23 protein-coding genes, 1 tRNA gene and 1 pseudogene are annotated in these 23,518 nt (G+C 65.6%); 14 read left to right on the top strand and 11 right to left on the bottom strand.

Translation table 11 applies throughout. The annotated features are described in order from the left end of the window. The first annotated feature begins 56 nt into the window (after positions 1 to 56). From MTBLM5_RS10945 to MTBLM5_RS10930, 4 genes are all read left to right on the top strand, one after another. Positions 57 to 1,097 carry an MDR family oxidoreductase gene (locus tag MTBLM5_RS10945; RefSeq protein ID WP_173976157.1) on the top strand — a complete coding sequence of 347 codons (1,041 nt, stop codon included), beginning with the start codon at positions 57 to 59 and terminating at the stop codon, positions 1,095 to 1,097. A gap of 56 nt (positions 1,098 to 1,153) precedes the next feature. After that, positions 1,154 to 2,071 (top strand): protein-methionine-sulfoxide reductase catalytic subunit MsrP, encoded by a 918-nt coding sequence (msrP, locus tag MTBLM5_RS10940; RefSeq protein WP_173976156.1) that lies wholly within the window; start codon positions 1,154 to 1,156, stop codon positions 2,069 to 2,071. Between the two features lie 131 nt (positions 2,072 to 2,202). Then, positions 2,203 to 2,808, top strand: coding sequence for a sulfite oxidase heme-binding subunit YedZ (locus MTBLM5_RS10935; protein WP_173976155.1), 606 nt, complete (start codon positions 2,203 to 2,205; stop codon positions 2,806 to 2,808). Next, entirely contained in the window at positions 2,805 to 3,272 is a 468-nt protein-coding gene (locus MTBLM5_RS10930; protein ID WP_173976154.1) for a hypothetical protein, read from the top strand. Before MTBLM5_RS10935 ends, MTBLM5_RS10930 begins: the two co-directional genes overlap by 4 nt. Here the strand turns inward: MTBLM5_RS10930 and MTBLM5_RS10925 are convergent. The 4 genes from MTBLM5_RS10925 to MTBLM5_RS10910 form a co-directional block, all read right to left on the bottom strand. Beyond that, complete coding sequence (locus MTBLM5_RS10925) at positions 3,254 to 4,588, bottom strand: M17 family metallopeptidase (protein ID WP_173976153.1); 1,335 nt, start codon at positions 4,586 to 4,588, stop codon at positions 3,254 to 3,256. The two genes, MTBLM5_RS10930 and MTBLM5_RS10925, sit on opposite strands and share 19 nt — an antisense overlap. Further along, the gene (locus MTBLM5_RS10920; protein WP_173976152.1) at positions 4,589 to 6,082 is read right to left on the bottom strand and encodes a leucyl aminopeptidase; all 1,494 of its coding nucleotides are present in this window, start codon (positions 6,080 to 6,082) and stop codon (positions 4,589 to 4,591) included. A gap of 73 nt (positions 6,083 to 6,155) precedes the next feature. After that, on the bottom strand, positions 6,156 to 6,443 hold the full coding sequence (cowN, locus tag MTBLM5_RS10915; RefSeq protein WP_173976151.1) for a N(2)-fixation sustaining protein CowN: 288 nt from the start codon (positions 6,441 to 6,443) through the stop codon (positions 6,156 to 6,158). A 15-nt stretch (positions 6,444 to 6,458) separates the two neighbouring features. Next, positions 6,459 to 7,391: a lysylphosphatidylglycerol synthase domain-containing protein gene (locus tag MTBLM5_RS10910; RefSeq protein ID WP_254430997.1), complete on the bottom strand. Its 933-nt coding sequence runs from the start codon at positions 7,389 to 7,391 to the stop codon at positions 6,459 to 6,461. 290 nt (positions 7,392 to 7,681) lie between these two features. Here MTBLM5_RS10910 and MTBLM5_RS10905 point away from each other — a divergent pair, with 290 nt between their 5' ends. Next, entirely contained in the window at positions 7,682 to 8,620 is a 939-nt protein-coding gene (locus MTBLM5_RS10905; protein ID WP_173976149.1) for a hypothetical protein, read from the top strand. Between the two features lie 50 nt (positions 8,621 to 8,670). Here MTBLM5_RS10905 and MTBLM5_RS10900 read toward each other — a convergent pair whose 3' ends face one another. Then, on the bottom strand, positions 8,671 to 10,467 hold the full coding sequence (locus tag MTBLM5_RS10900; RefSeq protein ID WP_173976148.1) for an alpha/beta hydrolase: 1,797 nt from the start codon (positions 10,465 to 10,467) through the stop codon (positions 8,671 to 8,673). A gap of 205 nt (positions 10,468 to 10,672) precedes the next feature. Here MTBLM5_RS10900 and MTBLM5_RS10895 point away from each other — a divergent pair, with 205 nt between their 5' ends. Continuing rightward, positions 10,673 to 11,824 carry a hypothetical protein gene (locus MTBLM5_RS10895; protein ID WP_173976147.1) on the top strand — a complete coding sequence of 384 codons (1,152 nt, stop codon included), beginning with the start codon at positions 10,673 to 10,675 and terminating at the stop codon, positions 11,822 to 11,824. Next, entirely contained in the window at positions 11,821 to 12,123 is a 303-nt protein-coding gene (locus MTBLM5_RS10890) for a DUF2293 domain-containing protein (protein WP_173976146.1), read from the top strand. The genes MTBLM5_RS10895 and MTBLM5_RS10890 overlap by 4 nt, the downstream gene beginning before the upstream one ends. Here MTBLM5_RS10890 and MTBLM5_RS10885 read toward each other — a convergent pair. Further along, on the bottom strand, positions 12,114 to 12,587 hold the full coding sequence (locus MTBLM5_RS10885) for a hypothetical protein (RefSeq protein ID WP_173976145.1): 474 nt from the start codon (positions 12,585 to 12,587) through the stop codon (positions 12,114 to 12,116). The two genes, MTBLM5_RS10890 and MTBLM5_RS10885, sit on opposite strands and share 10 nt — an antisense overlap. A gap of 145 nt (positions 12,588 to 12,732) precedes the next feature. Here MTBLM5_RS10885 and MTBLM5_RS10880 point away from each other — a divergent pair, with 145 nt between their 5' ends. The 5 genes from MTBLM5_RS10880 (at position 12,733) to MTBLM5_RS10860 (ending at position 18,166) form a co-directional block, all read left to right on the top strand. Continuing rightward, complete coding sequence (locus MTBLM5_RS10880; protein WP_173976144.1) at positions 12,733 to 13,962, top strand: LL-diaminopimelate aminotransferase; 1,230 nt, start codon at positions 12,733 to 12,735, stop codon at positions 13,960 to 13,962. Then, entirely contained in the window at positions 13,962 to 15,254 is a 1,293-nt protein-coding gene (locus tag MTBLM5_RS10875; protein ID WP_371814014.1) for a homoserine dehydrogenase, read from the top strand. The genes MTBLM5_RS10880 and MTBLM5_RS10875 overlap by 1 nt, the downstream gene beginning before the upstream one ends. Positions 15,255 to 15,268: 14 nt before the next feature. Continuing rightward, the gene (gene glpX / locus MTBLM5_RS10870; RefSeq protein WP_173976143.1) at positions 15,269 to 16,255 is read left to right on the top strand and encodes a class II fructose-bisphosphatase; all 987 of its coding nucleotides are present in this window, start codon (positions 15,269 to 15,271) and stop codon (positions 16,253 to 16,255) included. Then, positions 16,252 to 18,024, top strand: a complete 1,773-nt coding sequence (recJ, locus tag MTBLM5_RS10865) for a single-stranded-DNA-specific exonuclease RecJ (RefSeq protein WP_173976142.1) — start codon at positions 16,252 to 16,254, stop codon at positions 18,022 to 18,024. The genes glpX and recJ overlap by 4 nt, the downstream gene beginning before the upstream one ends. A gap of 66 nt (positions 18,025 to 18,090) precedes the next feature. Continuing rightward, a tRNA-Glu gene (locus tag MTBLM5_RS10860) sits at positions 18,091 to 18,166 on the top strand. A gap of 530 nt (positions 18,167 to 18,696) precedes the next feature. Here the strand turns inward: MTBLM5_RS10860 and MTBLM5_RS10855 are convergent. From MTBLM5_RS10855 to MTBLM5_RS10835, 5 genes are all read right to left on the bottom strand, one after another. Further along, positions 18,697 to 19,515 carry a KilA-N domain-containing protein gene (locus tag MTBLM5_RS10855; RefSeq protein ID WP_173976141.1) on the bottom strand — a complete coding sequence of 273 codons (819 nt, stop codon included), beginning with the start codon at positions 19,513 to 19,515 and terminating at the stop codon, positions 18,697 to 18,699. A 250-nt stretch (positions 19,516 to 19,765) separates the two neighbouring features. Then, complete coding sequence (locus tag MTBLM5_RS10850) at positions 19,766 to 19,969, bottom strand: hypothetical protein (RefSeq protein WP_173976140.1); 204 nt, start codon at positions 19,967 to 19,969, stop codon at positions 19,766 to 19,768. A gap of 193 nt (positions 19,970 to 20,162) precedes the next feature. Further along, positions 20,163 to 20,540: a hypothetical protein gene (locus MTBLM5_RS10845; protein WP_173976139.1), complete on the bottom strand. Its 378-nt coding sequence runs from the start codon at positions 20,538 to 20,540 to the stop codon at positions 20,163 to 20,165. Beyond that, a complete protein-coding gene (locus MTBLM5_RS10840; RefSeq protein WP_173976138.1) occupies positions 20,537 to 21,856 on the bottom strand; it encodes a recombinase family protein in 1,320 nt (439 codons plus the stop codon). Before MTBLM5_RS10840 ends, MTBLM5_RS10845 begins: the two co-directional genes overlap by 4 nt. After that, positions 21,853 to 22,302, bottom strand: a complete 450-nt coding sequence (locus MTBLM5_RS10835) for a DUF2924 domain-containing protein (RefSeq protein WP_173976137.1) — start codon at positions 22,300 to 22,302, stop codon at positions 21,853 to 21,855. The genes MTBLM5_RS10840 and MTBLM5_RS10835 overlap by 4 nt, the downstream gene beginning before the upstream one ends. Before the next feature lie 379 nt (positions 22,303 to 22,681). Here MTBLM5_RS10835 and MTBLM5_RS10830 point away from each other — a divergent pair, with 379 nt between their 5' ends. Together MTBLM5_RS10830 and MTBLM5_RS10825 are read left to right on the top strand one after the other, a co-directional pair. After that, positions 22,682 to 23,110, top strand: coding sequence for a LexA family transcriptional regulator (locus MTBLM5_RS10830; RefSeq protein ID WP_173976136.1), 429 nt, complete (start codon positions 22,682 to 22,684; stop codon positions 23,108 to 23,110). A gap of 6 nt (positions 23,111 to 23,116) precedes the next feature. Then, positions 23,117 to 23,518, top strand: a pseudogene (locus MTBLM5_RS10825) (Y-family DNA polymerase); the annotation flags it as partial.

Raw genomic sequence — 23,518 nt, 5'->3', positions numbered from 1 at the left:
TTCCTCTTTCGGTGCAGAATCCACCGCCACTCTGGGCGGTGGCCGGGAAATCTGGTATGACCACAAGGCGCCCTTTCCGCACGAGGAGACAGACGTTGAGCGACTTCACCGCCCTGATGCTGCATGAAACCGACGGCAAGGTGACGCCGTCGATCCGCCGTCTCGCCGATGCCGACCTGCCGGCCGGTGACGTCACCGTGCGGGTGGAATGGAGCACGCTGAACTACAAGGACGGCCTGATCCTGGGCGGCCTGGGCCGGCTGGTGCGGACCTATCCGCACATCCCCGGCATCGATTTCGCCGGCATCGTCGAGACGTCGGACAATCCGGCCTACCAGCCGGGCGACAAGGTGGTGCTGACCGGCTGGCGGGTCGGCGAGATCCATTGGGGCGGCTATGGCCAGAAGGCCCGGGTCAAGGCCGAGTGGCTGGTGCCGCTGCCCGACGGCCTGTCCACCCGCCAGGCCATGGCGCTGGGCACCGCCGGACTGACCGCCATGCTGGCGGTGATGGCCCTGGAAGATCACGGCCTGTCACCCGAGGTTGACGGCGAGGTGCTGGTGACCGGCGCCGCCGGCGGCCTGGGCAGCGTCGCCACCGTGCTGTTGGCCCGCAAGGGCTACAAGGTGGCGGCCTCGACCGGGCGGGCCAGCCAGCACGAATATCTGAAGGGCTTGGGCGCCACCACCCTGATCGACCGCGCCGAGCTGTCGGGCGGCGCCGCCAAGCCGCTGCTGGCCGAACGCTGGGCCGGGTGCGTCGATAGTGTCGGCGGCCCGACCCTGGCCGCCGTGCTGGCCGGCATGAAGATGCGGGCGCCGGTGGCGTCGTGCGGCAATGCCGGCGGAATCGAGCTGGCGACCACCGTGCTGCCCTTCCTGCTGCGCGGAATCAACCTCTTGGGCATCGACAGCGCCCAGTGCCCGACGCCCCGGCGCCTGGCCGCCTGGTCCCGCCTGGCCGCCGAGATGCCGTTGACCCTGCTGGACCAACTGACCACCGAGGCCAAGCTGGCCGACCTGCCCGACCTGGGGGCGCGGATTCTGAAGGGCGACATCCGCGGTCGGGTGGTGGTGAACGTCGCCGCCGGGGCGTAACCTTTTTTCCGGCGCGGGCGAACCCATCTTCACACCAGTCCGATGGAGTTCGCCCGATGCTGATCCGCCGCCCCGGCCTTAGGGAATCCCAGGTCACCGACCAAAGTGCCTACCTGAACCGCCGCCTGTTCCTGGCGGCCGGCGCGGCGTCGTTGCTGCCCGGTCCGGCACTGGCCTTGAACCTGGCTGGCTATCAGAAGGGCGAGGCGCCGGCCGGAGAGAAGCCGACCCCCCTCGAGGCGGTCACCACCTACAACAATTTCTATGAATTCGGCACCGACAAGGACGAGCCCGCCCGCAGTGCGCCGGGGCGCTTGAAGGTCAGGCCGTGGGAGGTGGTGGTCGAGGGCGAATGCGCCAAGCCCGGCCGGGTGGCGCTGGACGACATCGTCAAGCCGCACCGGCTGGAGGAACGCATCTATCGGATGCGCTGCGTCGAGGGCTGGTCGATGGTCATTCCGTGGCTGGGCGTGCCGCTGGGCGCGGTGCTGGCCAGGTTCGAACCCACCGCCAAGGCCAAATACGTCCACTTCACCACCCTGGCCGACCCCGAGCAGATGCCCGGCATCCGCTCGCGCGTGCTGGACTGGCCCTATGTCGAGGGCCTGCGGCTGGACGAGGCGACGCATCCCCTGACCTTGCTGGCGGTCGGTCTGTACGGCGCCGAATTGCCGGCCCAGAACGGCGCGCCGCTACGGTTGGTGGTGCCGTGGAAGTACGGCTTCAAGTCCATCAAGTCGATCGTCGCCATCCGCTTCACCGAGACGCAGCCGCGGTCCAGCTGGATGAAGGCCAACCCGCGGGAATACGGTTTCTATTCCAACGTCAATCCAGGCGTCGATCATCCGCGCTGGAGCCAGGCGACGGAACGGCGCATCGGCGAGTTCCGCCGCCGCGACACCTTGATGTTCAACGGCTATGGCGATCAGGTGGCCGGGCTGTATGCCGGCATGGACCTCAAGGCCAATTTCTGATGCGCGCCCTTTTTCCGATGCCGCGCGCCAAGCGGAAGCGTCCTTTACAGGCGTCATGCCCGGGCTTGACCCGGGCATCCATGGACCCTCGGGTCAAGCCCGAGGGTGACGAACGGGGGCTTGGCCGTCGCATGGCGACAAGCGCCTTCAAACCCGTGGTGTTCGCTCTGTGTCTGCTGCCCTTGGCCTGGCTGGTCGGGCGGTTCTGGCTGGACGATCTGGGGGTCAACCCCATCGAGACGGTCAACCGCTTCCTGGGTGACTGGGCCTTGCGCTTCCTGCTGATCGCGCTGGCGGTGACGCCGGTGCGCCAATGGACCCATTGGGCGCCTTTGGCCCGGCTGCGCCGCATGCTGGGGCTTTACGCTTTCTTCTATGTCTGCCTGCACATGGCGTCCTATATCGGGCTCGACCTGTTCTTCGACTGGCAGACCTTGTGGAAGGACGTGCTCAAGCGGCGTTACATCACGCTGGGCATGATCTGTTTCGTGCTCTTGCTTCCGCTGGCGGCGACCTCGACCGATGCCATGGTGCGCTGGATGGGCGGCAAGCGCTGGCGGGCGTTGCACAAGCTGGTCTATCCGGCCGGTTGCCTGGGCGTGGTCCATTTCTGGATGATGGTCAAGGCCGACATCCGCGAGCCCTTGATCTACGCCTTGGTGCTGGCCGTGCTGCTGGGCTGGCGCGCGGTCAGGGCCTTTCGCCAAAACCCGGCTCGGGTCATACTGGGGCGATGATCCGCAAACTTGTTCTTCTCGCCATCACGGTTTTTCTGGCCCAGCCGGCCCTGGCCCAGGTCAAGGTCAAACGCTGCCTGTCGGAAGCCGAGATCAAGACCGAGCAACTGGTCCGTCACGGCATCTTCCTGCGGGAATCCGGCAATCGCTGCGACGAATACAATCCCGGCACTGCCAAGATGTGGAAGGATTTCGACGCCAATGTCGGCACCCGCTTCGCCCAGCAGACCGCCAAGCGCAAGAAGCTGTTCGAACGCGAGTTCAAGACCAAGGCCCTTGAGGTGATGACCTATTTCGACGGAAGGCTGGTGACCTATTACCGCCATTATCCGCTGGGCATCGCCTATTGCGGCAATATCGAGAAGCTGCTGAAGGACGTCACCAAGAAGGGCTGGAACGCCTTCGTCGTCCAGGCCGAGACCATCCAGAACGAAGTGCGCAGCGACTACAAGGTCTGCAAGTAATCCTGCGCCAGGGCAGCGAACAGCCGCACGCCGAAGCCGGTGGCCCCCTTGGGGGAATAATCCGAGTCCTCGGGCGTTTCCGAGGTGCCGGCGATGTCCAGGTGGGCCCAGGCCAGACCGGGCGGCACGAATTTTTGCAGGAAGCGGGCGGCGTCGTCATTGTCGGGCAGCGCGCCCCAGCCGCAATTCTTCCAATCGGCGATGTCGGATTTCAGATGCTCGTCGCAGGCCGCCGACAGCGGCAGCCGCCATAAGGGCTCGGCCTCGCGCCGGCCCAGGTCCACCAGCTTGCGGGCCAGCCGATCGCTGGCGGTGTAAAGGCCGGCGTGATGGTGCCCCAGCACCCGGACCACCGCCCCGGTCAGGGTGGCGGCATCGACCATCAGGCCGGGATTCAGGTTGGTTGCCGCCCAGGACAGCGCGTCGGCCAGCACCAATCGGCCCTCGGCGTCGGTATCGACCACCTCGACGGTCAGACCCTTGTGCGAGACGATGACGTCGCCGGGCCGCAGCGCGTTGCTGCCCGGCATGTTCTCGGCCACCGCCAGCACGCCGATCACCGGAACCGGGTCCTTGCGTCCGGCGATGGCGGCGATGGCGCCCAGCACCGCCGCCGCCCCGGCCATGTCGCCCTTCATCTCTTCCATGCCCTGGGCCGGCTTGATGGAAATGCCGCCGGCATCGAAGGTGATGGCCTTGCCGACCAGCACCAGCGGTTTGGCGCAGCGTCCGTCGCCGGGCCAGCGCAGCACCACCAGCCGGGGCGGTTGGTGGCCGGCGCGGCCGACGGCGGCCAGCAGGTTCAGTCCGTGGGCGCCGGGCTCCAGCACCTCGACGGTGACGCCCCGGGCCTCCAGCAGGCGGGCGCGCTCGGTCAATGACTCGGGGCTCAGCATGTTGCCGGGCTCGGTTACCAGGTCGCGGGCCAGCAGCACGCCGCGCGCCACCGCTTCCAGGCGGTCGAACTCGGCCTGGGCGCGGACGGGGTCGTCGGTGACGATCACGACATGGTTGGGATGGGGCAGGGGGGCCGTTTCGTCGGGGCGGGTCCGGTACTTGGTCAATTGAGGCGCCGCGCGGAGTTGCAGGCCGAAGGCGAACGCGGCCGCCTGGTCGGGGGCGAAGCCCAGATCGATGGCGGCGGGTGACGGACAGCCGGCCAGCACCGGCGCCAGACGGGCGCCGTCCAGGCGGGGATCGTCAGAGGTCTTCACGGTAATGGTGAAGGGGTGGGAGGCGGCGAAAATTTCGGTCTTCGCCGCCGCCACAACCCGTGCGGCGGCGGCGGGCGCCGTCGCCGCGAAAGCGATCCTCACCTATTTGTCTTCGTAATGGTCGGCCACCAATTGGTCGAGCAGCCGCACGCCGAAGGCCGACGCGCCCTTGGGACAGGTGGCGCTGTCCTTCTTGGTCCAGGCGGTCCCGGCGATGTCGATATGGGCCCACGGGGTATCGGCGACGAAGCGCTTGAGGAACTGCGCGGCGGTGATCGAGCCGCCCTCGCGGCCGCCGACATTCTTCATGTCGGCGATGTCGGACTTCAACTGCTTGTCATAGGCATCGCCCAACGGCAGGCGCCACACCGGCTCGCCCACCTTGCCGCCGGCGGCGGTGATGCGCTCGGCCAGCTTGTCCTGGCTGGCGAACAGGCCGGCATATTCGTTGCCCAGCGCGATGATGATCGCCCCGGTCAGGGTGGCGAGGTCGATCATCGCAGAAGGCTTGAAGCGTTCCTTGGCGTACCACAGGGCGTCGCACAGGACCAGGCGACCCTCGGCGTCGGTGTTGATCACCTCGATGGTCTGGCCCGACATCGAGGTCACCACGTCGCCCGGCCGCTGGGCATTGCCCGACGGCATGTTCTCGACCAGGCCGACGATGCCGACGACGTTAGCCTTGGCCTTGCGCCCGGCCAGCGCCTTCATGGCGCCGATCACCGCGCCGGCCCCGGCCATGTCCCACTTCATCTCTTCCATGCCGCCGGCCGGCTTGATCGAGATGCCGCCGGAATCGAAGCAAACCCCCTTGCCGATCAAGGCCAGCGGTGCCGCTTCGGCGTCCTTGGCGCCCTGCCAGCGCATCACCACCAGCTGGCTTTCGCGGTCCGAGCCCTGGCCCACGCCCAACAGCGCCCCCATGCCCAGCTTCTTCATCTGCTTCTCGCCCAGCACCTCGACCTCGACGCCCAGGGCGGACAGCTTGCGGCATTCGTCGGCCAGGCTTTCGGGGTGGATGACGTTGGCCGGCTCGGACACCACGTCGCGGGTCAGGAACACGCCGTCGGCCACCGCGTCCAAGGGCGCGAAGGCCGCCTTGGCGCCCGAGGCGGCGGTCAGCACCGTCACCTTCTTGATGGACGGCTTGTCGTCCTTCTTTTCCTTGGTGAAGTACTTGCCGAAGCGGTAAGACCGCAGGCGCGCCCCGAAGGCCGCCTGGGCGGCGAAGGATTCGGGCGCGATCTTGAGGCCGGGAATGTCGTCGCAGGCGATCGCCAGGCTGGTGTCGCCCGAGGTCAGCACGGCGGCCAGGCCGGTGCCGCCGAAGGATTGCGCGGCTTGGGAATCGATCGATTCGGCCTTGCCCAGGCCGACCAGCACCACCCGGCCCAGCCCGCTGCCAGCGGGCGCCAGGATGGTCAGGGTCTGGTCCTTCTTGCCGGTGAACTTGGCGGCGGCCACGGCGCGCGCGATGCCGCCAGCGGCCAGATCGTCGATCGCCTTGGCCGAGCCGGTCAGCCCCTTGCCTTCCAAAACACCGGCCACCAGGGCACCTTCGGACGGCAGTTGCGGCTTGGCGAAGCTGATCTTCATGGGCAGGAATCCTTGAGATGGGCGAGAAAACGATCTTCCCAATGTAGCGATCCTGGCGGGGAAGAAAAGAGGCTTAGAAACACTCCTCTTCCAGCAGGCGCAGGGCGGTCAGGGCCGCCTCGTCGTCATGGTCCTCGAACAATTCGACCATGTAATAGACGTGGGAATGCAGCAGCAGCAACTTGTCGGCCAGGGGGCGCTCGGCGGCCTCGGCCTGGCGCAGGCGTTGGTCGAAGCGCTGCCAGAACGGGTTGGTCAGGGCCGGGTCGTCGAGATAGCGTCGCAAATGGCGCAGCACCGCCTGCATGTTGCCCTCGAAGTCGATCGAGGCGAAGCTGGTGTAGCGGGCAAGGTCGGCCATGGTGGACCCGGATTGTTACGGCAAGGGCGGGGCGGGGCTGCGCACGCCGGGATCCTCGTCGGTGGCGGCGGCTTCGTCGGCCAACTCCTCGGCTTCGATCTTGCGTCCGCCCGACAACAGGAACACCAGCCCGCCGGGCAGGGCGGTCAGCATGGTGAGGATGCCGAACAAGATCGACAGGACCAGCGCCTCGTCGCTGGCGATTCCCACGAAGCCGAAGGCGGTGACCATGGCGGTCTCACGCAGGCCCCAGCCGGCGATCGAGATCGGCAAGGTCATGACCAGCAGCACCGGCGGCACCAGCACCAGGCAGTCCAGGGCGTGGACATCCATGCCCAGGCCTTCCGCCAGCATGTAGACCACCAGCGAGATGTTGGCGTTGCCGGCCAGGCCGACCAGCACGCAGGTCAGGCTCCAGCCCGGATGGAAGAACAGCTTGCGGGTGTCGCTGGCCAGATGGACCAGGCCGCGCACCAGCCGCCAGCGATGCAGCGATTCCGGCAGCTTGTCCAACGAGGCCAGCACCAAAATGCCGATCACGCACACCGCCAGCATAACCGGAAAGACCGTACCGCCCGGCAGGTCGGGCACGCGGGAAATCAGGATCGGCTGGGTCAGGCACACCAGCAGGACCAGCGAGAACACGGTGACGGCGCGTTCCAGCATCACCGAATTGATGGCAGTGGCCAGCGAAAGCCCGCCCTTGCGGGCGAACCACATGCGGACCGCGTCGCCGCCGACGGCGCCCGGCAGCACGATCGAGAAGAACACCCCGATATAGAAGACGCCGATGGTCCTGGCCCAGCCGAACACCGCTTCCAGCGATCGCAGCACCAAACCCCACCGCACGCCGCCCAGACCGATCTGCACCAGCATCAACGCCACGGCCAGGCCGGCCAGTTGCGGATCGATGGCCTTGGCCTTGGCCCAGGCGGACGGCAGGTCCACCTTCGAGAGGACCCAGGCGATCAGGCCAATGGAGATTCCGCCTTTGATAAGCCAGGGAAGCCAACGCTTGATCATGGATGCTGAACCGTCAGAGGTGGGGTGCGCGCCTCTTTATCATAAAGCCGCCAACGAGGATACCGGCATGCTGGCAGGGGAATGCCTGTCCATTGACGGGTATCATTGTGATCTGAAAGCAATCTTGACGGGCATATAGCTATTTATTATCATTCGCAGATTGTTTTTTCGTGTGGCTCCGTGGCCGGAACGGCCACTGAACATGGGAGGGCACCATGTGGTTTCTCCGGATGATGGTAGTAGCGCTTGTCGGGCTTGGCCTGTCGGGCTGCAGTGCGTGGACGGAAACGTCGGGCGGCGGATCGGGGGCCCTCCAGGACAAGGCCTTCTTCGAGGCGCGCAATGACCAGGATTATCTGTACCGGGCGATGGCCATCACCGCCGCCCTGTCGAAGATCGCTACCGGCAATACTCAGAACCAGGGCAACACCAAGCAGGCGATCGCGCAGATCAATGGCCTGATGGATACTCTCAGCGCCATGCAGCAGACCGCCCAGGCGATGTGCGGGGCCAAGGCCAAGGATATGAAGGCGCCGCAATCGCTGAAGGATTGCGACGACGGCTTCAACCGCCAGCGCTTCCAGAGCCTGACCGCCGATGTCGATGGCCAGTTGGTCAACCTGGTCGCCGTCGCCTTCAAGACCGACGAGTTGAAAAGCCTGTTCGAGAATATCGCGGTCGGCAACGTCGTTGGGGCGCTGTGGGATCTCCTTTCCGCCTCGGGCGATATCGCGGTTGCCGCCAACAAGGCCTTTGCAGTCTATCGCATGGGGGCGCAAGGCCGAGCCTATGTCCTGGCCTTCCAGGATGACGGCGCCGAGATCGTCAACATCCAGCAGGCGACCGACTACCTCAAGGCGCGCAAGGAGGCCAAGCGTCTGGACAGTTCGGCCAACACCGTGCCCTATCAGGTGGCCATGCATGCCCTGTTCCAGGACATCCGGGAATCCTGTTATTCGATCCGTTCGACCCTGTCCACCGCCGACAAGAAAAACATCAACTGCCCCCGTAGCTTCGCGTTCACGCCCAAGCTGGCCGGTCAGTGCCTGTCACTGAAGGGGGTTTACTTCATCGAGGACGATATCATCGGTTATAAGAATGACCATTGTGATTGCGATGGCAAACAGTGCGTCAGCATGAAGGACGCCGAGTAGGCGCCACGGCATAAGCCCCCCACCGGCTGTCCGGTGGGGGGCTTTTCCGGCTATACCGCGCGAGCCTTGACGTAGGCGCCGGGCGCCGGTTCGATGGGCTTCAGCTTGCCGTCGCCGGGCTTCCTGGCCGGCACCTGCTTGACCCCCTTGGTCGCCCAGGCGTGCCAATCCGGCCACCACGAGCCCTCTTCCTGCTTGGCGCCGGCCAGCCAGGTGTCGGGGCTCTTCGGCTTCTTGGTATTGGTCCAATAGCAATATTTGTTGGCGGCCGGCGGGTTGACCACGCCGGCGATGTGGCCCGACGCCGCCAGCACGAACTTGACGGTTCCGCCGGTGCGCTGGGTCAGCGAATAGGTGCTTTTCCACGGCGCGATGTGGTCCTCGCGGGTCGACAGCATGTAGATCGGCGTCTTGATCGTCGAAAGGTCGATGGCCACGCCGTCCAGGGTGATGCCGCCCGGCTCGACCAGCTTGTTCTGCTGGTACATCTTGCGCAGGTAGAAGCTGTGCATCGCCGCCGGCATGCGGGTGGAATCCGAGTTCCAGTACAGCAGATCGAACGGGAAGGGGTCCTTGCCCAAAAGGTAATTGTTGACCACGAACGACCAGATCAGGTCGTTGGCGCGCAGCATGTTGAAGGTCATCGCCATGTCGCGGCCATCAAGATAGCCGTGCTCGCTCATTTTTTCTTCCAGGCTGGTCAGCTGTTCCTCGTCGATGAAGACGCCCAGCTCGCCCGGTTCGGCGAAGTCCGTCATGGTGGTGAACAAGGTGGCGCTGGCGATGGAATCCTTCCCCTTGGCGGCCAGATAGGCCAGGGTGCACACCGTCAGCGTGCCGCCCAGGCAATAGCCCACCGCATTGACCTGCTTCTGGCCGGTGGCCTTTTCGATGGCGTCGATGGCGGCCAGCGGGCCTTCCAGCATGTAGTCGGCGAAGCCCTTGGCGGCCAGGCGCTCGTCGGGATTGACCCACGAGATGACGAACACCGTGTGGCCCTGGTCGACCGCCCACTTGATGAAGCTGTTCTTGGGGCGCAGATCCAGGATGTAGAATTTGTTGATCCATGGCGGCACCACCAGCAGCGGCCGCTCGGCTGCGGTCTCGGTGGTGGGGTCGTACTGGACCAGCTGCATCAGGTCGTTCTGGAACACCACCTTGCCCGGTGTCACGGCGATGTTCTCGCCGACCTTGAAGGCGTCGTAATCGGTCATCTTGATGGACAGCTTGCCCTTGCCGCGTTCCAAATCGTCCAGCAGGTTGTTCAGGCCCTTGACCAGGTTCTCGCCGCCGGTCTCGACGGTGGCGCGCAGCACCTCGGGGTTGGTCAGCACGAAGTTCGACGGCGCCATCGCATCGACGAACTGGCGGGTGTAGAAATCGACCTTCTGGGCGGTGTGTCCGTCCATGCCCTCGACCCCGTCGACCAGGCCGTGCAGGTAGCGGGCCGACAGCAGATAGGATTGCTTGATGAAGTCGAACACCTCGTTGTCCTGCCACATCTCGTCCTTGAAGCGGCGGTCGGCGGCGTCGGGGGTGGCGATCGGCTCGGACGTCTCGCCCATCAGGCGGCGCGCGGTGCTTTGCCACAGCGCCATGTAATCGTTCCACAGGGACAGGTTGGCTTCGACCAGGCGGGCCGGGTCGGACATCATCCGGGTGGTCATCTCCAGGAAGGCGTTGCCAATGTTCAAGGGGTCCAAAGTTCCGTTGCCCTTGGGTTCGGCGGTCTGACGTTGCAGGAAGTCGGCGACCAAGCGCTGGCTGCGCTCGGCGATGCCGGCCATCGCCTGCGACAGTTCCGCCGGGTCGATCATCTTGATCTCGGTACCCTTATCATCAGCCATTGGAAACCCTCGCCACTATTGCACCGGGCCAAGCCACCCCGAGGGGTTGCCGGCGGGGAGGTGCGAAAGGCTGGGCCTTGGCCCGTCCTTTGAATTCCCCCCATAGCCCTATATACTTTCGATCGCCGGCCTGTTAAACGTGAACTTGACGGATTTGTTGGCCATTCAAAGATTTTTTTGTGACGTCAGGGGTGGTAGTCGAGCCATGAAGGGTCGCGTGAAGATGGATTGGCGCCGCTGCGCCAGGCGCGTGCTGACGCAAGTCTTTGGTGTCGGGGCGGTAGCTTTGCTGTCGGCCTGCTCGTCGGTTCCCGATGCCGTCAACCCGGTTGAATGGTACAAGGGCGCCAGCGACCTGATCACCGGGCGCGAGCGTCCCGAGGTGGCCAGCCCGGCCTCGAGCGCCAAAGGCTACCCGGATGTCAACACCGTGCCGCAGCGCACCTCGGACACCCGCAAGGACCTTCCCAAGGGCCTGGTCGCCGACCGCTCCAACGCCAAGTATGCCGATCCGGTCCCGCGCGAGGTCGCGCCGACCAAGCCGCTGGCCAAGCGCGCGCCCGGGCCGGCCGACACCCAGGTCGCCAGCTCGGCGCAGGGTGTGGTGCCGCCCAAGCCGGCGGTCCAGGCCAGCGACTTGCCGGGTTCTGGAACCCAGGTGGCCCAGGCGGCCGAGCAGCCGCGGCTGTCGCCCGACCGCCGCCAGCCCACCGCCCGCGGCGAACTGGGCCCCGATGCCCCGCCCGCCAGCATGAACATGCAGCCGCCCGCCCGCGCCGATGTGCCCGAGCAGGTGCCGATGCCCGGCGGCCGCAAGATGAAGCCGATTCAAGAGCAATTCCAGAAGCGTCTGGCGGAATCCGCCCAGACCAGCGTCTATCCCGGCATGGTCGAGATGCCGCGCCCGGCCTCGGCCGGAGGCGCCTATGCCGACGACGCCCCGATTCATTTGGTTCCGCCCACCGGTCGTCGTGGTGGCGGCGGCAAGGGCCTTGCGGCCCCGGCTCCGGCTCCCGCTCCGGCCGCGTCCTTCCAGGTGGCGTCGCTCGACTTCACCGGGGCGTCGGCCAAGCTGTCTTCGGCCGACCGGGCCGCCATCGCCGAGGTCGCCCGTCTTTACAAGCAGACCGGTGGCGTCGTCCGGGTGGTCGGGTTCGCGCCGACGCCGGAATTCGCGGCCGGTGACGCTGTTCACCAGTTGATGGGGGGGCTTGACGCCTCGAATGATCGCGCCGTCGCCGTCGCCCGCGAGTTGTCGCGCCGTGGCGTGCCGGCCAGCAAGATCATGGTGGCCGCCGATCCCAGCTATGCCAGCATGGGTGGTGCCGGCGCCCAGGTCTATCTCGACGTGATTTGACGGCACGGCGCGACCGGATCGCCGGGGCGCTGGATCGTCTGGTGCCGCGTGTGCCGGCCTTCGAACGCATGGCGATTCTTGATCACGCCATGGATTCTGCCGGTCTGAGCAACGCCTCGCCCGAGGCGGCGGCCTGGCTGTCGATGGTGGCGACCATCCGGCATCTTCGCACCGATTACGATTGCCTGCTGGCCGAGGGGTATGACCCTGAGGCGGCGCGCTGGGCCGTGGCCCCTGCCATCGACGACATTCTGGCCGAATGGGGATGCCGCAGGCGGGTGTCGGACGATCAGCGGTGATTGACTTCGGATTCCACGCGATCCAGCACGGACATGATCGCCCGGGTCTGATCGGCGGACAGGGTGCCATGGGCCGGCAGGAATTCCGCCAGTCGATGGCCGCCGGCTCGCCCGCGCAGATCTCCGTCGTCACCGCGAATCACCAGATCGCGGATCAACTCGGCGGCGGTGTCGTGGCAGGCGCCGCAGCGTTCGGCGTATAGCGGCGGCGTCGCCAACTGGGCGGCCAGCATGATGCGGAACGAGGCGATGTCTTCGGGGCCGTAGCCGCCGTTGTGGATGGTCAACAGTTCGGCCAAGTCCCGGCCTGAAGCGCGACCGACCAGGCGCCCATCGACCTCGACCAGGGACCGGCGGGCGAACGGTCCGGCATGACCGTGGCAGCCGCCGCACTGTCGGTCCCACAATTGGTGAAGGTCGCCACCCCATGCCGGGGAAAGGCCGATGACGGTGGTTGCGAACACCAATACAATGCGTAAGCGTGCCGCCATGTCTTTTGCCTGATTCAAGCGGCCGGGGCGCCCAAAAACCGCGTGATTATTCCCCCTGTGCACGCTAGATATAGTGCCTTGCCTGCGCGCAGGCGCAGTCTGTCACGAGATGGATGCCATGAGCAACGACCAGGAATTCCACCGGATCAAGCGGCTTCCGCCTTACGTCTTCGCCGAGGTCAACGCCATGAAGGCGCGCGCCCGCGCCGCCGGCGAGGACATCATCGATTTCGGCATGGGCAATCCGGACCAGCCGACCCCGGCCCACATCGTCGAGAAGCTGGTCGAGGCCGCCCGAAATCCCCGCGCGCACCGCTATTCCATGAGCCGCGGCATTCCCGGCCTCAGGAAGGCGCTGTCGGCCTATTACGCCCGGCGCTTTGCCGTCGATATCGACCCGGAAAGCGAATGCATCGTCACCCTGGGTTCGAAGGAAGGCCTGGCCAACCTGGCCAATGCCATCACCAGCCCCGGCGACATCGTGCTGGTGCCCAATCCCAGCTATCCGATCCATCCTTACGGCTTCATCATCGCCGGCGGTTCGTGCCGCTATGTGCCGGTCACGCCCGACGCCGAATTCCTGAAGGCGCTGGACCGGGCCGTTCGCCATTCGGTGCCCAAGCCGATCGCGCTGGTGCTGAACTATCCCAGCAACCCGACCGCGCTGCTGGCCGATCTGGATTTCTATGGCCAGGTGGTCGATTTCTGCCGCCATCACGGCATCTGGATTCTGTCGGACCTGGCCTATTCGGAAATCTATTTCGACGTGGCGCCGCCGCCCTCGATCCTGGAAGTGCCGGGCGCCAAGGACATCGCCGTCGAATTCACCTCGATGAGCAAGACCTACAACATGCCGGGCTGGCGCATGGGTTTCGCCGCCGGCAACAAGAAGCTGATCGCCGCCCTGGCTCGCATCAAGTCGTACCTGGATTACGGCGCCTTCACGCCGATCCAGGTGGCCGCCGCCGCCGCCCTGAACGGGCCGCAGGATTGCGTCGAGGATATCCGCCAGATGTACAAGGCGCGGCGCGACGTCATCATCGAGGGCCTGGCTGCCGCCGGCTGGGACGTGCCCAGTCCGCCGGCCACCATGTTCGCCTGGGCGCCGATCCCCAAGGCCTTCGCCCATCTGGGTTCGCTGGAATTCTCGAAGCTGTTGATGCGGGAAGCCCAGGTGGCGGTGGCTCCGGGCATCGGCTTCGGCGAATATGGCGACGGCCATGTCCGTATCGGGCTGGTGGAAAACACCCAGCGCACCCGGCAGGCGGTGCGTAACATCAAGACCTTCCTGGGCCAGTACGATAAGGTCTTGGAAGATTCCGAAAAGAAACGCGCGGGAACCTGCTGATGAAGACCTTGAAGATTGCCGTGGCTGGCCTGGGCACCGTCGGTGCCGGCCTGGTCAAGCTGTTGTCGGACAATGCCGAGATCATCGCACTTCGCGCCGGGCGGCGGATCGAGGTGGTGGCGGTGTCGGCCCGCGACCGCAACCGCGACCGCGGCGTGGCGATCCCGGCTTCGGTGGCATGGTACGACGACGCCGCCAAGATGGCCGACGAGGCCCAGTGCGACGTGGTGGTCGAGGTGATCGGCGGCTCGGATGGCATCGCCCGCCAGGTGGTCGAGAACGCCATCGCCAAGGGCCGGCATGTGGTCACCGCCAACAAGGCGCTTTTGGCCCATCATGGCGCGGCGCTGGCCCGGGCGGCCGAGGATAAGGGCGTCTCGCTGGCCTTCGAGGCGGCGGTGGCCGGCGGCATCCCGATCATCAAGGCGCTGAAGGAAGGCCTGGCCGGCAACGTCATCAGCCAGGTCACCGGCATCTTGAACGGCACCTGCAACTATATCCTGACCACCATGCGCGAGTCTGGCCGCGACTTCGCCGACGTGCTGGGCGAGGCGCAGGCCCTGGGTTATGCCGAGGCCGATCCCAGCTTCGACATCGACGGCATCGACGCCGCCCACAAGCTGTCGATCCTGACCAGCCTGGCCTTCGGGACTCCGGTGGATTTCGCCTCGGTCCATGTCGAGGGCATCCGCCACGTTTCCGCCGACGACATCCGCTTCGCCGATCTGCTGGGCTATCGCATCAAGCTGTTGGGTATCGCCCGGATGACCGATCACGGCATCGAGCAGCGGGTGCATCCGTGCATGGTGCCGGTCAAGGCGCCGATCGCCACCGTCGACGGGGTGTTCAATGCGGTGGTGGCGGAAGGCAATTTCGTCGGCCGCTCGATCTATGAAGGGCGCGGTGCCGGTGCCGGTCCGACCGCCTCGGCAGTGGCGGGCGACATCATCGACATCGCGCGCGGCTGCCGGGTGCCGGCCTTCGGCGTGCCGGCTGCCGCCCTCAAGGCGCAAGGCGCGGCCTCGATCGACCGTCGGGTCGGCGCCTATTACATGCGCCTGTCGGTGGTCGACCGCCCGGGCGTGCTGGCCGAAGTCGCCGCCGCCTTGCGCGACGAGGGCGTCTCGGTCGAACAGATGATCCAGCCGGCCCGCTCGCCCGCCGACAGCGTGCCGATGGTGATGACCCTGCACGACACCGAGGAGGCGGCGATGAACCGCGCCGTCGCCCGGATTTCCGCTCTCGACGCGGTGGTCGAGCAGCCTCGCATCATCCGTATCGAAGCCCTTTGATGAACGAGCCCGCGATGCCCAATCGTCTTTTCGTCCCGCCGCCGCGCGCGCTTGACCGCAACCTTGCCCTGGAAGTGGTGCGCGTCACCGAGGCCAGCGCCCTGGCCGCCGCCCGCTGGGTCGGGCGCGGTGAAGAGCGTGCCGCCGACCAGGCCGCCGCCGAGGCGATGCGCGAGGCGTTGAACAGCCTGTCCATGGACGGCAACGTCGTCAATGGCGAGGGAGAGGAATGCTCGGGCAAGGTCGGAATCGGCACCGGCCCGCGCCTCGACATCGTGCTGACCGCCATCGAGGGCGCCACCATCTGCGCCAAGGCCGGCCACAACGCGCTGTCGGTGGTGGCCGCCACCGAGCAGGGCTCGTTCCTGCAGGTGCCCAGCGGTGTCTATATGGAAAAGATCGCCGCCGGTCCGGATGTGCCCGAAGGCGTGCTGGATCTGGACCTGCCGGCCGAAATGATGGTCGCCCGCGTCGCCGAGGCCAAGGGCGTGCCGGTGTCGGCCTTGACCGTGTGCATGCTGGATCGGCCGCGCCACACCGACATGCTGGGCCGCATCTACGAAGCCGGCGCCCGCGTCGTGCTGATCGAGGCCGGCGACGTGTCGGGGGCCATCGCCACCGGCCTGCCGGAAACCGGCATCGACCTTTACATGGGCTCGGGCGGTGCCGCCCAGGGCGTGCTGGCGGCTGCCGGCCTGAAATGCCTGGGCGGGCGCATGCAGTGCCGCTTGCTGCTCAGGAACGAGGAAGAGCGAGGCCGGGCGCGTCGTGCCGGCTTTGCCGATCTGACGCGCAAGTTCGACCTGGACGACATGGTCAAGGGCCATGTGATGTTCGCCGCCACCGGCATCACCAGTGGTCACATCCTGGACGGTGTGACCCTGTTCGACGGCGGCGCGGTCAGTCATTCGCTGGTCATGCGCTCGGCCACCGGGACGGTGCGCAAGATGACGGCGCGGCACGACTTCAAGCGCCACATCCTGCTGCATCAGGACCCATGACCACCGGCCCCGCCTTCCTGGGGGTTGAGCGGTCGCTGACCGGTCGGCGCTGGCAGGAAAGCGGAGGGGATTCGCGTCTGGCCCTGACGTTCTCGCAACGCCTGGGACTGCCCGAGGTGGTGGGGCGGGTGTTGGCGGCCAGGGGCGTCGGTCTGGCCGACGCTGAAACCTTCCTGGCGCCCACCCTTCGCGCCTTGCTGCCCGATCCCTTCCATCTGAAGGACATGGACAAGGCGGCCCGGCGAATCGCCCGCGCGGTGCAGGGCGGTGAAGCCATCGGCATCTTCGGCGATTACGACGTCGATGGCGCCACCTCGTCGGCGTTGCTGGCCCGGTTCCTGCGCGCGGCCGGCGCCACGGTCCAGGTGCACATCCCCGACCGTATCGCCGAGGGCTATGGCCCCAACCTGCCGGCCCTGCTGCGCTTGAAGGATGCCGGTGTCGGGGTGGTGGTGACGGTCGATTGCGGCACCACCGCCTACGAGCCATTGAAGGGGGCCGCCGAGGCCGGCCTGGACGTGGTGGTGGTCGATCATCACGAGGCCGAGCCTGATCTGCCGGCGGCTTTCGCACTGGTCAATCCCAACCGCGTTGACGAGGACAGCCCGCACGGCCATCTGGCGGCGGTCGGCGTGACCTTCCTGCTGGTGGTGGCGGTCAACCGGGTGTTGAAGGATTCAGGCTGGTACCAGGGGCGCGCCATGCCCGATCCGCTGCAATGGCTGGACGTGGTGGCTTTGGGCACGGTGTGCGACGTGGTGCCGCTGAAGGGCGTCAACCGCGCCCTGGTGACGCAAGGCCTGAAGGTGATGGCCAAGCGGGCCAATGCCGGTCTGACGGCGTTGTCCGACATCGCCGGCATCCGCGAGCGACCGGACGCCTATCACCTGGGCTATGTGCTGGGGCCGCGCGTCAATGCCGGCGGCCGGGTCGGCGAGGCGCCGTTGGGCCACACCCTGCTGGCCTGCGACGACCCCTTGGAGGCGGCGGAAATGGCCCGGCGTCTGGACGGCTATAACCGCGAGCGCCAGGAGATCGAGGCCGCCGTGCTGCTGGAAGCCATCGAGCAGGTGGAAGGCCGCCCCGACGACGGCTTGCCGCTGCTGGTCGCGGCCGGCGAGAACTGGCATCCCGGCGTCATCGGCATCGTCGCCGGCCGTCTGAAGGAACGCTATGCCCGGCCGGCCTGTGTGATCGCTCTGGAAGGCGGCGAGGGCAAGGGCTCGGGCCGCTCGGTGGCCGGTCTCGACCTGGGGGCGGCAATCATCGCCGCCCGCCAGGCCGGCATCTTGAAGGCGGGCGGCGGCCACGCCATGGCGGCCGGCTTCACCGTGGCACGCGAACGCCTGGCCGATTTCAAGACCTTCCTGGCCGAGCGCCTGCAGGCCCAGCTGACCGGCGAGCTGGTGCCGGTGCTGGAGTTGGACGGCGCGCTGGATTGCGCCGGCTGCACGACGGATCTGATCGAGACCTTGAAGCAGATCGGCCCGTTCGGGGCGGGCAATGCCGAGCCGCGCTTCGCGGTGTCGGCGGCTCGTATCGTCAAGGCCGACGTGGTGGGCCAAGGCCATGTGCGACTGATCCTGGCGGGGCAGGGCGGCCAGCGCCTGAAGGCGATTGCGTTTCGCGCCGCCGACAGCGACATGGGTCTGGCGCTGCTGCGTTCCGCCGGCCAGACTTTCCATTTGGCGGGGACTCTTCGGGCTGATTCGTGGCAAGGAACCACCTCGGTCCAGCTGGTGGTCGATGATGCCGCGCCGGCCCGGTGATTTTTTCCCAAAAGCCACTTGATTTCCCCCCCCACCCCCTGTATCTAGACGCCCTCACCTCGCGACGTCCCCATCGTCTAGAGGCCTAGGACACCGCCCTTTCACGGCGGCGACAGGGGTTCGAATCCCCTTGGGGACGCCATTCTCTTAAAGAAAACTGGCTCTACAGGACCGTCGCGGCTTTGGATATCCCAAAGTTCTGCGCGGCGCTGGCGTGTCTGGCTGCTGACACGGGCCTGCCCGCAATGGGCCGAATTCTCTCTCAGGTACTGTTTATTCTCCAGACCTGTTGACACGTCGCTTTGTATCAACAGATTGGGAAGTCGTTGTATTTACGGCGATGCAAGAAAAATGTTGCGGTGTGTCGTTTGGGCGGGTTGATGGGGGATGGATAGAGTCTGGTGACAGAAGAGTTGGTGGGCCCGCAGCACTTGGCAACATGGTGCGGTCACGCGGAATTACCGATTTGGGCCGGAAGCGGAAGGGCGGGTTTCGAGCCGACAGTGGATTAAGTGGACCTTTGAATTAGGTGCAGTGTCACTGTAACCCCCCACCAATTTTCGAATAAGCGCTAACCAATTGAAAAAAGCCCGGCTTTTTAGGCCGGGCTTCTTGATGTCCACATAGGTCGTCCACATAGGTTTCACCCTCCTGGCGGAGGACGTGGACGCACTACTTCTTGCCGACCTTCTTCTTCGGCGCGGGCGCCGGGAGTATGGTGGGCAGGAGGGCGGCCGCTGCGGGGTCGCGCGGCTTCAGGTAGCCGGACGACCGCTGAGGCAGCCAAACGGTTTCCCAGAACTGGCGATACAGCGGGTACATGTCCCACGGATATGCCCGGGCATCCGGGATGACGCGGCCGTCCAAGTACACATGGGAGTAAGTGGTATAGTCGTCGGCCCGGTTCGGATGGTTGTCGCGGAGCCATTCTGCGAAAACGCGGCCGACGCTGATGTCTGGGCAGATGGCGGTGCCATTGGCCGCCTTGTCGGCGATGATCTTGCCGGCGTGTTCCAGGGGGCCGTACAGGTCCTGGTACACCACCGAGATAATCGAGAAGTGCCCTTGCGGAACCCGCGCGGCGTTCATGCTGTAGCGCTGAACGTAGTCATGGGTCACGCGCGTGGAAGTCGCGCCGGACATCCACTCGAAGATCCACTTCGAGACCTGCACCCGGAACTCGGGCGAGATCCACTGAGCAAGGTCGATGGCCACCTGGGGGTGAACCCAGGTGCCTTGCTTGCCCGGGTCGCCGCCCTTGGCCTTCTGGATTAGGTCCGATATCGGAATTCCGATATCGGCCGTCAGCACGCCGAGGAATTTCTGCGTGCTGCCGTTTTCGAGGTAGTGGCCAAGCAACTTGCCGCCTGCCTTGCACATGGCGGTGGCGTTGATGTAGCCATCCGTGGGGCGTTGGGCGATCAGTTCGCCCTGGTACTTGTGAGGAATGAGGGCCAGTTCATACTGGCTGGCGTGTTTGGAAACGGTCATGGTCTGCGGGCCTCCTTTGCCCGCCAGGATGAAAAAAGAGCTTGACCGCCACGCCAGGCCGCGTATAACCGTCGGCCTTGTGAATAAGGGCATTGCCCCGCTGTTTGCTCGATAGGCAGCGGGAAAGCATAGAAAAAGGCCGGGAGACCTGAACCGTCTCGCCGGCCCTTCCTATTCTCTGGTGCACCGCGTCATATACGCGAGTTACCTCCTAAGCGCAATAAGGTTTTGTATAGAGGGCGGTCGTTCGTTAGACCGAGCAGATTCGCATGGCCTCGACCAGCTTCTGGTCGCCCGCCAAGTCGCCCAGGATGTCACGGACGGTAACCGTCTCTACCTCGGTCACCTCGTCGCGGCCGCAGGTCATCCCAAGATTGCGCGACAGGCTGCGGTTGGTGCGGACGGTCCCCAGCAAGCGGACATCCTCGGTCGGCAACACGAAGTCTTCCGGCACCTTCACGTCCAGGCCGATGTCAACCAGCCGGAGCCCGGCCTATAGTCGGCACCCTCAGCCATCGAGGCAATTGCGCGCTCCTGCATTCCCGGGATTACGGTGGCAGTGCGCTAAGTCGCCTGAGCCTTCTCCCAATGGCCGGTTCTCAGCGCGGCATTCAAATCATTGAACGCCCACAATGGGCGCAATGTGGTCATTCGCCGAGGCTCAACATCCGCCGCTGCTCCGCCCACTCCGCTGGAAACGGTTCCAGCAGCGCCCGCACGGTGAGCTTCTCGGGCTGACGACCGGCGAGGATCGCCTCGACGATGTCGGGGGCCAGCAAGGTCAGGCGGAGTACGCGGCTGGCGAAGGCACGATCGACGCGTTCGGCCTTGGCCAGTTCGTTGATCGAGGCATAGCGCCCCGACTCCAGCAGGCGCCGCCAGCGGAACGCACGGGCCAGTGAGCGGACAATAGGGCTGTCCACCGGCACCCGTGTTTCCGGGTTGTACAGGCTGCCGTCGGGCAGGACGATCTGCTTGCGGCCGCCGATGCGGCGGAAGGTCATGGGCACGAATACGGAGGTCATGCCGCAGCCCTCCGACCCTTGCCCGGTTTCAAGTCCCCGGCAAGCCGGGCCAGCCCATCGGTCCGCAGGCTGATATTGATGCCCTGGGGCGAGAGATCGATCCGTTCCACCAGAAGCTGGACGATGCGGGCCTGCTCGGCGGGGAACAGTTCGTCCCAGAGGGGATCAAGCTGACCCAGGGTGGTGGCGATCTCGCGTTCGGTCATGTCCTCGCCCTCGGCGCGGACGCTTTTCCAGGTGCGGGCCACCACCTCGGGGGTGCGCAGCAGGGAGCGCAGTTGGTCGATGACCGTGTTTTCGACCTGAGCGGCAGGCACGCGCCCAACCGGGCAGGCATCCGGGCCTTCCTTGATCACGTTCATGGTGACGTAGTAGCGATACAGCTTCCCGCCCTTGCGGGTATGGGCGGGCGTCATGGCGCGACCGCCAGGGGCAAAGATCAATCCCTTCAGCAGCGCAGGGGTCTGCGCCCTGGTGCGGCCCGCACGGGTGCGTGGACTGACTTCCATCACGGCACGGACCTTGTCCCAAAGGGCCTGGTCGATGATGGCCTCGTGTTCGCCGTCATAGGCCACGCCCTTGTGGACCGCCTTGCCGATATAAAGCGGATTGGCCAGCAGCTTGTAGAGACCACCCTTGTCCAGCTTCTTGCCTCGGCGGTTGATGCCTTCCTCGGCCAATTCCTTCACCAGCAGGGTGGCGGAACCGATACGGATGAAGCGCTCGAAGATCATCCGCACGATGGCAGCTTCGTCCTCGACTACCAGCAGCTTACGGTCGGCGCAGCGATAGCCGAACGGCACCGGCCCGCCCATCCAGATCCCCTTGCGTCGCGATGCCGCGACCTTGTCGCGGACGCGCTCGCCGATAACCTCGCGCTCGAACTGGGCGAAGGACAGCAGGATGTTGAGGGTGAGGCGCCCCATGCTGGTGGTGGTGTTGAAGGACTGGGTGATGCTGACGAAGGTGACGTCGTTGCGGTCGAACACCTCGACCAGCTTGGAGAAATCCATCAGGGAACGCGACAGGCGGTCGATCTTGTAGACCACCACCACGTCGACCAGCCCGGCGTCGATGTCGGCCAGTAGACGCCTCAAGCCGGGGCGCTCCAGGGTTCCACCGGAGAAGCCACCATCGTCGTAATGGGTCGGCACCAGCACCCAGCCCTCGGCCTTCTGGCTGGCCACATAGGCTTCGCAAGCCTCGCGCTGAGCGTCGAGGCTGTTGAACTCCATGTCCAACCCTTCCTCGGTAGACTTGCGGGTGTAGACGGCGCAGCGCAGCTTGCGGATCGGCTTGGTTCCGGCGGGTTTCATGCTTTTGTCCTATGGTTCTTCAAGCCGAAGAAGAGGTGGCCGTTCCAGCGGGTGCCGGTGATGGCACGAGCCACCGCCGAGAGCGACTGGTAGGGTCGGCCCTGGTATTCAAAACCGTCCTCGCGGACGGTGACGCAGTGCTCGACGCCCTTCCATTCGCGTACCAGCCGGGTGCCCGCGATGGGACGGTCATGTTCCTTCTTGCGGCGCCCCTTGGTGGCCTCGAAGTCCTCGGCCATGTTTTCCAGTCGGGCGATGGTGGTCACCGCCAGCCCGCCATAGGCCAGTTCCTGGAGACGATAGGCCAATCGGCTTTCCAGGAAGGTGCGGTTGTAGGGCGGCGGTTCGGATTCGAATAAGTCGCGCCATTGGGCTTTCAGATCCGGTATGGGCGAGGTCTTCAGGGCGGCCAATCGGGCCAGCAGGGGGTCTTGAATCACGGGCATTTCCTCCGTCGGTTGACGAGGACATGACCGCTCTGGGGGGGCGTGAAGTCGAGGCGACTATCTCTGGTGTCAGCAGATAAAGCCCTGGACTTCCGGGTCTTCAGCCGGATGAGGCCAGCCGCCAGAATATCCGCCACTTCATCCAGGCGTTCTGGGGCACTCATGCGGTCGGGGTTGAGGGCGTTTGGCATCGCCGTGTCTCGCAGTTTACTGCCAGGAGATTTCCGCCCGGCATTGGGTAACTGCGAGGAGCTAGCCAGATGCGACGACACCTCACAATCGGGTGCCGGATCATTCGGTGGCGCTTCGTAAGTTGCGGTACGCGGATTAAATCTTTGTCGGCATTGATCACTGCGGCGCGATTACGTATGTTCTTTGTATGTTCCGAATCATCCCGATCTTCGAACCTGTCGCCCCGCTTTCCCTGCCGTGCTTTGAAACAGTGCCGGCGGGCTTCCCCAGTCCGGCTCAGGATCACGCCGAGAAGCGGCTGGATGTTTACGAGCTGCTCGTCCGCCGCCCGGCCTCGACCTTCTTCTGCCGTGCCGATGGCCCGTCCATGCAAGGGGCTGGGATCAATAGCGGAGACCTGCTGGTCGTCGACCGCGCCATCGAACCACAGGCGGGCGACGTGGTCGTGGCCACGTTGGACGGCGGACTAACCGTCAAGCGGCTCGTCCACCAGCATGGGTGCTGGTTGCTGGCCCCAGAGAACCCCGAATTTCCACCCCTGGTCATCAACCCGGAAGAGGGCGTGATGATCTGGGGCGTCGTCACCTATTCGATCACCGGCCATTGCCCCAGGTGATCCGTCATGCCCACCATCGGTCTGGTCGACTGCAACAACTTCTACGCCTCCTGTGAGCGGGCATTTAACCCGGCCTGGGAGGGCAAGCCCATTGTGGTGCTGTCCAACAACGACGGCTGCGTAATCGCCCGCAGTAACGAGGCCAAGGCCCTGGGGATCGGCATGGGGGAGCCGTGGTTCAAGGTGCGTCGGTTGGCGGAAGAAGGTGGCGTGATCGCCGTTTCCTCCAATTACGCCCTCTATGGCGATCTCAGCGAACGGGTCATGTCGGTGCTGGCCGATCACGCCCCGGCGGTGGAGGTCTACAGCATCGACGAGTGCTTTCTCGACCTTGACCGCATGGCGGTGCCGGATCTGACCGCGTGGTGCCGAGACCTTCGTACCACGGTGCGGCGCTGGACCGGCATC

The sequence above is a fragment of the Magnetospirillum sp. LM-5 genome, assembly GCF_902729445.1.
Classification (GTDB): Bacteria; Pseudomonadota; Alphaproteobacteria; order Rhodospirillales; family Magnetospirillaceae; genus Magnetospirillum.
Note: the sequence above shows the minus strand (reverse complement) of the source record. Positions and strands in the feature narration are given on the sequence as shown.